This is a genomic window from Streptomyces sp. NPDC006512, from assembly GCF_040611935.1.
Taxonomy (GTDB): domain Bacteria; phylum Actinomycetota; class Actinomycetes; order Streptomycetales; family Streptomycetaceae; genus Streptomyces.
In genome coordinates this window covers 1-12,146 of record NZ_JBEXPG010000111.1, presented here as the reverse complement: position 1 = coordinate 12,146, position 12,146 = coordinate 1, and the positions used below count along the sequence as shown (strand labels likewise).

Sequence of the window (12,146 nt, the reverse complement as noted above, 5' to 3'; positions counted from 1 at the left end):
GTGGCGGTGGCGGTGGCGGGGTCGGGTGGTCTGACGCCCTCGGACGTGGCGCCGCTGGTGGTGGTGTCGCAGGAGCAGATCGAGGTCCTGGAGGCGGGTCACGGTCCTCTGACCGATCTGCTGCCGCTGTCGCCGCTCCAGCAGGGTCTGTTCTTCCACGCCGTCTACGACAGCCAGGGCGAGGACGTCTACACCGTCCAGCTCGCCCTCGACATCGAAGGCACGGTCGACCGGCCCGCCCTGCGCGCGGCACTGCGCACCCTGCTGAACCGGCACGCCAACCTCCGCGCAGCCTTCCGCCACGAGGGGCTGAACACCCCCGTCCAGGTGGTGCCCGCCGGCTTCGAGCTGCCGTACACCGAAGTCGACCTCACCGGCCTGCCCGCCGAAGAGCGGGCCGCCGCGGCCGACCGCCTGGTGGCCGAGGACCGCACCCGGCGCTTCGACCTGGCGCAGCCCCCGCTGATGCGGTTCACGCTCGCCTCCACGGCCGCGGACCGGCACCGGCTGATCATCAGCCACCACCACCTGCTGCTCGACGGCTGGTCCATGCCGGTGTTCCTCGGCGAGCTGTTCACCCTGTACGCCGAACAGGGCGACGCCGCGTCCCTGCCCCGGGTCACTCCCTACCGTGACTACCTCGGCTGGATCGCGGGGCAGGACCGCGCCGCCGCCGAAGCCGCCTGGAGCGAGGTCCTCCACGGACTGGAGGAGCCCACCCTGGTCGCCGCCCCGGACCCGTCCCGCGCCCCGGTCCGGGCCGAGCACACCCGCCTGGAGCTGCCCGAGGCCGATACGGCCGCGCTCGCCCGCTGGGCCCGGGAGCGCGGAGTGACGGTCAACACCGTCGTCCAGGCCGCATGGGCGCTGGTCGTCGGCCGGCTCACCGGCCGTACCGACGTGGTCTTCGGCGGTACCGTCTCGGGCCGTCCGCCGCAGGTCGCGGGCGTGGAGTCGATGGTCGGCCTGTTCATCAACACCCTGCCCGTCCGGGTCGCCCTGGACCCGGCCGAAACCCTCGGCGCCCTGCTGGACCGCCTCCAGGCCCAGCAGGCCGGCCTGATGGACCACCAGTTCCTGCCGCTCGCCGACATCCAGCGCGGCACCGGCCTCGGTGAACTGTTCGACACCCTCGTCGTCTTCGAGAACTACCCCCTCGACGCCGACGGGCTGCGCAGCGCCGCCGGAGGCCTCGGCATCGTCGGCGGTGACAACCACGAGAGCACCCACTACCCGCTCAGCCTCACCGTGAGCCTGGGCCGCTCCCTCGGCCTCGACCTCGCCCACCGTCCCGACCTCCTCGGCCAGGACCGCGTCGACGACCTCGCCGCCACCCTGGTACGGCTGCTCGGCGAGGCGGCCGGCCAGGCCGGCGTACCCGTCGGACGGCTGCGGCTGCTGAACGCCGCCGACGAGCAGCGGGTGCTGACCGACTGGGCCGGCCGCGCGGAAGCCGAGCCGGACCAGGAACCCCTGACGGCCCGCATCGCCCGCCGAGCGGCCGCCACCCCCGGCGCCACCGCCGTGATCTGCGGCGCCGACCGGCTGACGTACGCCGAACTGGACGAGCGGTCGAGCCGCCTGGCCCGCCTGCTCGCCGACCACGGCGCCGGCCCCGAGCGCTACGTCGCCGTGGCCCTGCCGCGCAGCGCCGAACTGCCGGTCGCCCTGCTCGCCGTACTCAAGTCCGGCGCCGGCTACGTGCCGCTCGACCCCGAACACCCGGCCGAGCGCCTGGGCTACGTCCTGGAGGACGCCCGTCCCTCGCTGCTGCTGACCACGGCACAGACCGCGGCGGCCCTGCCCGCCTCCGACACCCCGGCGCTCCTGCTCGACGACCCGGCCACCCGCGCGGCCCTCGCCGCGTACCCGCCCGGCACCCCGGTGACGGAACGGGCCGACGGCCGGACCCCGGCCTACGCCATCTACACCTCCGGCTCCACCGGCCGCCCCAAGGGCGTCGTCATCCCGCGCGCCGCCCTGGACAACTTCCTGACCGACATGGCGGACCGGGTCCCGATGGACGGCACGGACCGGCTGATCGCCGTCACCACCGTCTCCTTCGACATCGCCGCCTTGGAGCTGTACCTGCCGCTGCTGGCCGGCGCCGCGGTCGTCATCGCGGGCAAGGACGAGGTCCTCGACCCCGACGCCCTCGCCGCGCTGATCACCCGGCACGGCGGCACCGTCCTCCAGGCCACGCCGTCGCTGTGGCAGACCCTGACCGGCCAGGTGCCGCAGGCCCTCGCGGGGCTGCGGATGCTCGTCGGCGGGGAGGCCGTACCGGGCGCGCTGGCCCGGGCCATGGCCTCGGCCGGCCGGTCGGTGCTCAACGTCTACGGGCCCACCGAGACGACCATCTGGTCGACCACGGCCCGGCTCGACGGGACCACCGCCAGCCCCTCCATCGGCCGCCCCATCCTCAACACCCGCGCGTACGTCCTCGACGGGGCGCTGCGCCCGGTCGCCCCCGGAGTGCCCGGCGAGCTCTACCTCGCGGGCGCGGGCCTGGCCCGCGGCTACCTGGGCCGCCCCGGCCTGACCGCCGAGCGGTTCACCGCCGACCCCTACGGCGCACCCGGCGCCCGGATGTACCGCACCGGTGACCTGGTGCACTGGAGCGGGAACGGGACGATCGAGTACCTGGGCCGGACCGACTTCCAGGTCAAGGTCCGCGGGTTCCGCATCGAGCTCGGCGAGATCGAGGCCGTCCTCGCCCGGCACCCGCGGGTGTCCCGGGCCGCGGTCGTCGTCCGCGAGGACCGTCCCGGCAGCAAGCTGCTGGCCGGGTACGTCGTCCCGGCCGCCGACGGCCCCGCGCCCGGCTCCGCGGAACTGCGCGCGCACGCCACCGCCGACCTGCCCGACTACATGGTCCCGGCCGTCTTCGTCACACTGGACGAGCTGCCCCTGAACACCAACGGCAAGCTCGACCGCAAGGCGCTGCCCGCCCCCGACTTCGCGGACCGCCCCGCCGGCCGGGCCCCGTCCACCCCGCGCGAGGAACTGCTCGCGGGCCTGTTCGCGGAAGTCCTCGGACTGCCCGCGGTCGGCGTCGACGACAGCTTCTTCACCCTCGGCGGCGACAGCATCACCTCCGTGCAGCTGGTCGGCCGCGCCCGCCTGGCCGGGCTCGTACTGACCCCGCGCGAGGTGTTCCGCCACAAGACGGTGCAGGCGCTCGCCGCCGCCCTGCCGCAGTCCCCGGCCGAACTGCTGCTCGCCCCGGACCCCGACGGCGCGGACCCGGCGATCGGCGCCCTGCCCGCCACCCCGATCATCCGCTGGCTGCGCGAACTGGGCGGCCGCGTCGACGGGTTCAACCAGTCCGTGACCGCACCCGTCCCCGGCGACCTCACCGCGGAGGTGCTCGGCGCCGTCGTCCAGGCCGTGCTCGACCACCACGACGCGCTGCGCGCCCGCCTGGTGCGCCACGGCTCCGACTGGACCCTGGAAGTCCCGCCGAAGGGCGCCCTGCCGGCCGCCGACGTGATCCACCGGATCGACGTGGCGGGCCTGGACGCTGCCGCCCTCGCGGCGCGCATCGACACCGAGGGCCGGGCGGCCCAGGACCGGCTCGACCCCGACGCCGGGCTGATGGTCCAGGCCGTCTGGTTCGACGCCGGACCGCGGACCCCGGGCCGGCTGCTGCTCATCGTCCACCACCTGGTGGTCGACGGGGTGTCGTGGCGGATCCTGATGCCCGACCTCATGGCCGCCTACGAAGCCGTCGCCGCCGGCCGGGAACCCGTACTGGAACCGGTGTGGACCTCCTTCCGCGCCTGGTCCCGGGGCCTCGCGCGGGCGGCGCTCGCCCCCGAGCGCGCCGCCGAACTCCCGGTGTGGACGGGCATGCTCAGCGGCTACCAGGAACCCCCGCTGGGCGCCCGGCCCCTGGACCCCGTCCGCGACGTGGCCGCCTCGGCCCGCCAGTACGGCCTGACACTGCCCGCGGACGTCACCGGCCCGCTGCTGACCACCGTGCCCACCGTGCTCGGCACCGGCGTCAACGAGGTGCTGCTCACCGCGTTCGCGCTGGCCGTCACCGACTGGGACCGGGGCCGGGGCCGACCCCGGGAGCAGGGCGTCCTGCTCGACCTGGAAGGCCACGGCCGCGAGGAACTGCTCACCGGCGTCCTCCCGGACGCCGACGTCTCCCGTACCGTCGGCTGGTTCACCAGCCTCTTCCCGGTCCGGCTCGACCCCGCCGTCCCCGCCGGCGACTGGCAGGAACTCCACGCCGGCGGCCCCGCCGCCGGCCGGGCCCTGGCACACGTCGCCGGTCAGCTCGCCGCCCTGCCCGACAACGGCGCCGGGTACGGGCTGCTGCGCCACCTCAACCCCGAAACGGCGGACGTCCTCGCCGCCCTGCCCGTCCCGCAGATCGGATTCAACTACCTGGGCCGGTTCGGCGGCGGCGACGGCGACGACAACGGCGACGGGGGTCTCGGCGGCAGCGACGCCGCGATGCCCGCCGCACACGCCCTGGAGCTGAACTCACTGGCCCAGGACGGTCCCGGCGGCCCCCGCCTGGTGGCCTCCTGGACCTGGCCCGACGGACTGTTCACCGAGGCCGAGGTGGCCGCACTGGCCGAGGGCTGGTTCCGGGCGCTGCGCGCCCTGGCGGCCCATGCCGCGGACCCCGCGGCCGAGCCCGTGCGGGCCGTTGCCCCGCGCCCCGCGGCGGCCGGACCGGCGCCGCTGCTCGATCTCGGCCAGGACGAGATCGACGCGTTCGAAGAAGACTTCGAGTTCTGAGTGGAGAGAAGCGACATGACCAAGCCGAAGCCGCGCCTGGAGGGCATCCTCCCGCTCTCCCCGCTCCAGCAGGGCCTGCTGTTCCACGCGCAGTACGACGAGCAGGGCCCGGACGTCTACACCATGCAGTTCGTCCTCGACATCGAGGGCGGCATCGACACCGGGCACCTGCACTCCGCCTGCGCCGCACTGCTGCGCCGGCACCCCGGCCTGCGGGCCGCGTTCCGCCACCGCAAGAACGGCGAGCCGGTCCAGCTCATCCCCTTCGAGGTGGCCCCCGCGTTCACCGTCACGGACCTGTCCGGCCGACCAGCCGGCGAGCGGTCCGCGGCCGCCGAGGAGATCGCCGCCGCGGACCGCGCGCGCCGCTTCGACCTGGCGCGCCCGCCGCTGATCCGCTTCACCCTGGTCGACCTGGGCGAGGGCCGGTTCCAGTTCCTCGTCACCGCCCACCACATCCTGCTCGACGGCTGGTCCCGGGCCCTGCTCATCGGTGAACTCTTCGAACTGTACGGACTGCTGCGGTCCGGCTCCGACGAACGGGCGCTGCCCGCCGTCACCCCGTACCGCGACTACCTCGCCTGGGTGGCCGCCCAGGACCGCACCGCCGCCGAGGACGCCTGGCGGCGGGTCCTGGAGGGCGTGGAGGAGCCCACGCTCCTCGCCGCCCCCGACCCCGGCCGCGCACCGGCCGCCCCCGCGACGACCCGCGTCGAACTGCCGGCCGCCGCCACCGCGGAACTGACCCGCTGGGCACGCGGACGCGGCATCACCGTCAACACCGTGGTCCAGGCCGCCTGGGCGATCGTCCTGGGCCGCCTCACCGGCCGCGACGACGTGGTCTTCGGCGGCACCGTCTCCGGCCGCCCGCCGCAGCTGCCCGGCATCGAGTCCATGATCGGCCTGTTCATCAACACCCTGCCGGTCCGGGTCGCCCTGGACCCCGCCGAGCCGGTCGGCGCCCTGCTGGACCGCCTCCAGGACCAGCAGGCCGCCCTGATGGACCACCAGTTCCTGGGACTGGGCGACATCCAGCGCCTCGCCCCGGCCGGCGGCGAACTCTTCGACACCCTCCTGGTGTTCGAGAACTACCCCGTCGACACCGAGGGCCTGCGCCGCTCCGCCGGCGGTCTCGGCGTGGTCGACGGCCGCAGCCACGAAGGGACCCACTACCCGCTGAGCCTGCTCGTCCACGCCGGTGACACCGTGGCCCTGGAGCTCAGCCACCGCCCCGACCTCCTCGACACCGCGGCCGCGGAAGCCGTCGGCGCCCGCGTGCTGAGCCTGCTCGCCGCGCTGCCCGGAGCCGAGGACACCCCCGTCGGCCGCCTCGACCTGCTCACCGCCGACGAACGCACCCGCGTCCTGCACACCTGGAACGACACCGCGCACGAGGGCCCGCTGCTCCCGCTGCCCGCCCTGTTCCGGAAGACCGCCGACCGCCACCCCGACGCGGCGGCCGTCCAGCACGCGGGCACCACCCTGACCTACCGGGAGCTCGACGCCCGCGCCAACCGCCTGGCCCGCCTGCTCGCCGCGCGCGGCGCCGGCCCCGAACGAACCGTCGCCCTCGCCCTGCCCCGCTCGGCCGAGCTGATCGTCGCGCTGTGGGCCGTACTGAAGTCCGGCGCCGCCTACCTGCCCGTCGACGCCGCCTACCCGGCCGACCGCATCGCCCACATGCTCGGCGACGCCCGGCCCGCCCTCGTCATCACCGACCGCGCCACCCGGCCGGCCGTCGAGGCCGCCGCCGGCGCCACCCCGCTGCTGCTCCTGGACGACCCGGCGGCCGCCGCCGAACTCGACGCCCTGGCCGACGGCGAGATCACCGACGCCGAGCGCACCGCGCCGCTGACCCCGCTCACCCCCGCCTACGTCATCTACACCTCCGGCTCCACGGGCAAGCCCAAGGGCGTCGCGATGCCCGGAGCCCCCCTCGCCAACCTCATCGGCTGGCACGAGGCCGAGCTCCCCGGCGGACCGGGCGTGCGCACCGCCCAGTTCACCGCCATCAGCTTCGACGTGTCCGCCCAGGAGATCCTCTCCGCCACCCTCTCCGGCCGCACCCTCGTCATTCCCGACGAGGACGTCCGCCGCGACCCGGCCGCCTTCGTGCAGTGGCTGGACCGGCAGCGCATCGACGAGGTGTACGCGCCCAACCTGGTCATCGACGCCCTGTGCGAGGAGGCCGTCGGACAAGGACTGGACCTCCCGGCGCTCCGCCACCTCGCCCAGGCCGGCGAAGCCCTCGTCCCGAGCAAGCGGATTCGCGACTTCCACCACGGTGGCGGCCGCGTCCTGCACAACCACTACGGGCCCACCGAGACCCACGTGGTCACCGCCGCCACCCTGCCCGCCGACGTCGACGCCTGGCCGGCCCGCCCCACCATCGGCCGCCCCATCCGCAACACCCGGGCGTACGTACTGGACAGCGCCCTGCGCCCGGTCCAGCCCGGCGTCCCCGGCGAGCTCCACCTCGCCGGCGCCGGCCTCGCCCGCGGCTACCTCGGCCGCCCCGGCCTGACCGCCGAACGCTTCGTCGCCGACCCCTACGGCCCGGCCGGCTCGCGCATGTACCGCACCGGCGACGTGGTCCGCTGGACCGCCGACGGCGAACTCGACTACCTCGGCCGCTCCGACCACCAGGTCAAGATCCGCGGCTTCCGCATAGAACTCGGCGAGATCGAGGCCGCCCTCACCACCCACCCCGCGATCGCGCGGGCCGCCGTCCTCGCCCGCGAGGACCGCCCCGGCATCAAGACCATCGCCGCCTACCTCGTCCCCGCCGACGGCCGCACCGTGCCCGCCGCCGACGAGCTGCGCGCCCACCTCGACGGCACCCTGCCCGACTACATGGTGCCCACCGCCTACGTTCCCCTGCCCGAGCTCCCGCTCACCCCCAACCGCAAGCTCGACCGCCGGGCCCTGCCCGTCCCCGACGGGCAGGCCGCCGCCGGCCGGGACCCCCGCACCGCCCGCGAGGCGAAGCTGTGCGAGCTGTTCGCCGACGTACTGGGCCTGGAACGGGTCTCCATCGACGACAGCTTCTTCGACCTCGGCGGCCACTCCCTGCTCGCCACCCGCCTGGTCAGCCGCGTCCGCACCGGCCTGGGCGCCGAACTCGCCGTACGCACCCTCTTCGAGGCCCCCACCGTCGCCGCCCTCGACGCGCGCATCGCCGGCGCCGGCCGCGCCCGCCAGGCCCTCACCCCCCGGCCGCGCCCCGACGCCGTCCCCCTCTCACCCGCCCAGCGCAGACTGTGGTTCCTCGGCCGTTTCGAAGACGCCGGCGGCAACTACAACCTGCCGATGGCCGTACGGATCTCCGGCGAACTGAGCGTCCCCGCCCTGCGCGCCGCCCTCGCCGACGTCGTCACCCGCCACGAGGCCCTGCGCACCGTCTTCCCCGACACCGACGGCCGCCCCCGCCAGCACGTCCTCGACCCCGCCGACGCCGTACCCTCCCTGCCGGTCATCGGCGTCGCCGACGACGAGCTGGACCGGGTACTGGCCGCCGCCTCCGGCAAGGAGTTCGACCTCACCCGGGACCTGCCGCTGCGCGCCCGGCTCTTCGCCCTCGGCGGCACCGAGTACGTCCTGCTGCTCGTCGTCCACCACATCGCCGCCGACGGCTGGTCCATGGCCCCCCTGGCCCGGGACCTCGCCGACGCCTACCGGGCCCGCCGCGGCGGCACGGCCCCCGCCTGGGAGCCGCTGCCCGTCCAGTACGCCGACTACACCCTGTGGCGCGAGGAGGTCCTCGGCGACGAGCACACCCCCGGCAGTGAACTCGCCCGCCAGATCGACTTCTGGCGCACCACCCTCGCCGACCTCCCCGAGGAGCTGGAGCTCCCCGCCGACCGGCCGCGCCCCGCGGAGACGAGCTACCGCGGCGACACCGTCGGCCTCGCCATCGACGCCGCCACCCACCAGGCCCTCGTCGGCCTCGCCCGCGGCTCCCGGGCCAGCGTCTTCATGACCGCCCAGGCCGCTCTCGCCGCCCTGCTGCACCGGCTCGGCGCCGGCGACGACATCCCCCTGGGCACCCCCGTCGCGGGCCGCACCGACCAGGCCCTCGACGAACTCGTCGGCTTCTTCGTCAACACGCTGGTCCTGCGCACCGACGTCTCCGGCGACCCCACCTTCCGCGAACTGCTCGACCGGGTGCGGGAGGCCGACCTCGCCGCGTACGCCCACCAGGACGTGCCCTTCGAGCAGCTCGTCGAGACCCTCAACCCCGGCCGCTCCCTGGCCCGGCACCCGCTGTTCCAGGTCATGCTGTCGTTCCAGAACAACACCGAGGCCGCCCTCGACCTCGACGGGGTCCGCACCACCGCCCGCCCCGTCGGCCTGAAGACCTCCAACTTCGACCTGTCCGTCGTCCTCGCCGAACGCTTCACCGCCGACGGCACCCCCGACGGCATCGAGGGCGGCATCGAGTTCGCCACCGACCTCTTCGACCGCGAGAGCGCCCGGGCACTCGCCGACCGCCTGGTCCGCCTGATCGCCGACCTCGTCGCCGCCCCCGACCGTGCCCTGTCCACCGTGGACGTCCTCACCGCCGAGGAACGCCACCAGGTGCTCCGGACCTGGAACGACACCGCCCGGGAACACCCCGCCGGCACACTGCCGCAGCTCTTCGAGGCGCAGGCCGCCCTCACCCCCGACGCCACCGCCCTCGTCTTCCGCGACGTGCGCCTGAGCTACGCCGCCCTCAACGCCTGGGCCAACCGTCTCGCCCGCCAGCTCGTCGCCGACGGCGTCCGCCCCGAACAGGCCGTCGCCGTACGGCTGCCGCGCTCCGCCGAGCACATCGTCGCGCTGCTCGCCGTGATGAAGGCCGGAGCCGTGTACGTGCCCGTCGACCCGGCCTACCCGGCCGAGCGCGTCGCGTACGTCCTGGACGACGCCCGGCCCGTCGCCGAACTGACCTCCGCCGCCGACCTGTACGCCCTCGACCGCGACCGCCTCTGGCCGGACCACGACCTCGGCCCGGACGAGGCACCCGGCGCCGGACACCCCGACAACGCCGCATACGTCATCTACACCTCCGGCTCCACCGGCCGCCCCAAGGGCGTCACCGTGCAGCACCGCAGCGCCGTCAACCTCTTCCACGACCACTTCGGCCGGCTGTACGCCGACGTGGTCGCCGCCGCCGGCGGCCGCCGCCTCAAGGTGGCCCTCGCCGCGTCGTTCTCCTTCGACGCCGCGATCGACCCGCTCCTGTGGATGCTCGCCGGACACGAACTGCACCTCATGGACGACGAGGCCCGCCAGGACCCCACCGCCCTGCTCGCCTACGCCCGCCGGGTCGGCGGCCTCGACCACATCGACACCACCCCCGGCCACTACCAGCAGCTCCACGAACTCGGCCTGACCGCCGACGAGAACATCCGCCCCCTGCTGGTCAGCCTCGGAGGCGAAGCGCTCGGCGAAGCCCTGCGCGCCGAACTCGCCGGGACCGAAGGCATGGTGGCGTACAACCTCTACGGCCCCACCGAAACCACCGTCGACGCCCTCGGCCAGCGCGTCACCGACAGCGACCGCGTCCTGGTCGGCCGCCCGCTCGACAACTACCGGGCCTACGTCCTCGACACCGCGCTGCGCCCCGTCCCGCCCGGCGTCGCGGGCGAGCTGTACATCGCGGGCGCCGGTCTGGCCCGCGGCTACCTCGGCCGCCCCGGCCTGACCGCCGAGCGCTTCGTCGCCGACCCGTTCGGCACGCCGGGCACCCGCATGTACCGCACCGGCGACCGGGCCCGCTGGACCCGCGACGGCCGCGTCGACTGCCTCGGCCGCGCCGACGACCAGATCAAGATCCGCGGCTTCCGCATCGAACTCGGCGAGATCGAGGCCGCCCTGGAGATCCGGCCCGACATCGCCCGGGCCGCCGTCCTGGTCCGCGAGGACCGCCCGGGCATCCGGGAACTCGTCGCCTACCTCGTCCCGGCCGACGCCGGCACCGACCCCGAGCCCGGCCGTCTGCGCCGGGAGCTGGGCGAGCGGCTGCCCGACTACATGGTCCCGACCGCCTACGTCGTCCTGCCCCGGCTGCCGCTGACGGTCAACGGCAAGCTCGACCGCAAGGCCCTGCCCGCACCCGGCCCGCGCACCGGCCCGGCCGGCCGCGGCCCGCGCACCGCGCACGAGAAGGCCCTGTGCGAGATCTACGCCGAGGTCCTGGGTCTGGAGCGTGTCTCGATCGACGACAGCTTCTTCGACCTCGGCGGCCACTCCCTCCTCGCCGTACGCGTCACCGGCCGCATCCGCTCCCGGCTCGGCAGCGAGGTCGCCGTGCGCACCCTCTTCGAGGCCCCGACGGTGGCCGCGCTCGCCGCACGTCTCGGCGAGCAGGGCACCGGCCGGGCCGCGCTGACCGTACGGGAACGCCCCGCCGAGATCCCGCTGTCGCCCGCACAGCGGCGGCTGTGGTTCCTCGACCGCTTCGAGGGGCCCAGCGCCACGTACAACATGCCGCTGGCCGTCCGCCTCACCGGCGACCTCGACGCCGGCGCACTGGAGGGCGCGCTCGGGGACGTCGTGGCCCGCCACGAGAGCCTGCGCACCGTCTTCCCCGACACCGACGGCCGCCCGCACCAGCTCGTCCTGGCCCCCGGGGCGGCCCGCCCGGTCCTGGCGAGGTCGCCGTACGACGCCGAGGTCCTGGCCGCCGAGGTCGCCCGCGGCTTCGACCTGGCCGCCGACCTGCCGGTGCGCGCCCACCTGTTCACGGTGGACGCGACGACGCACGTGCTGCTCGTCGTCGTCCACCACATCGCGGGCGACGGCTGGTCGATGGGCCCGCTGGCCCGCGACCTGGGCGAGGCGTACGCGGCCCGCGCGGCGGGCGCCGCCCCCGCGTGGAAGCCGCTGCCGGTCCAGTACGCGGACTACACGCTGTGGCAGCGCGAGGTCCTCGGCGACGAGGACGACCCGGTCAGCGAGCTGTCCCGCCAGGTCGACCACTGGCGCGAAGCCCTCGCCGGCCTGCCCGAGGAGCTCACCCTGCCCGTGGACCGCCCGCGCCCGGCCCGGATGAGCTACCGCGGCGACACCGTCCCCTTCCAGGTCTCCGCAGTCACCCGCACCCGTCTGGAGGAGCTGGCCCGCGCCACGGGCACGAGTCTGTTCATGGTGGTCCAGGCGGCCGTGGCGACCCTGCTGCACCGCATGGGCGCCGGCAGCGACATTCCGCTCGGTTCCCCGATCGCGGGCCGCACCGACGAGGCCCTCGACGACCTGGTGGGCTTCTTCGTCAACACCCTGGTGCTGCGCACCGACGTCTCGGGTGATCCCACCTTCCGGGAGCTGCTGGAGCGTGTCCGGGAGACGGACCTGGCCGCCTACGCGAACCAGGACGTGCCCTTCGAACGCCTCGTGGAAGTCCT

General features: G+C 75.1%; 2 protein-coding genes. Both read left to right on the top strand.

The genetic code is table 11. The features are described from left to right. Window positions 1-45 precede the first annotated feature (45 nt). Entirely contained in the window at window positions 46-4,758 is a 4,713-nt protein-coding gene (locus ABZZ17_RS39185) for an amino acid adenylation domain-containing protein (RefSeq protein ID WP_356884031.1), read from the top strand. Between the two features lie 15 nt (window positions 4,759-4,773). Next, window positions 4,774-12,146: amino acid adenylation domain-containing protein (locus ABZZ17_RS39180; RefSeq protein ID WP_356884029.1), on the top strand; the 7,373-nt coding region annotated here is incomplete at its 3' end.